The following is a 283-nucleotide window of genomic DNA, read 5'->3' as shown; positions in this document are numbered from 1 at the left end:
AGCTAAGATGGGAATTCAAGCTAAGGTACTGTCGTTGTTCTTTATCGACAAGGTCGCCAACTACCGTTATTACGACAGCAATGGTGAACGCCAGAATGGCAAGCTGGCGTTGTGGTTTGAAGAGGCGTACGAGCAGGTATCACAACGACCACAGTTTCAGGATTTACCCAAACGCCCGGTTGAGCTGGTTCATAACGGCTATTTCGCCGAAGTGAAAAAGAAAGGCAAGGTTGTTGATTTCAAGGAAACCAGCGGTAAAACCGAAGCTGATGGTGAAGTATAT

Annotated in this window: 1 protein-coding gene; it reads left to right on the top strand. The window is 46.6% G+C overall.

From position 1 onward, the window contains the following. The coding region (locus Q4563_RS19300; protein WP_303605664.1) for a hypothetical protein at positions 1 to 283 on the top strand (283 nt) is incomplete at both ends.

This window comes from Gilvimarinus sp. 1_MG-2023, assembly GCF_030548285.1.
Note: the sequence above shows the minus strand (reverse complement) of the source record. Positions and strands in the feature narration are given on the sequence as shown.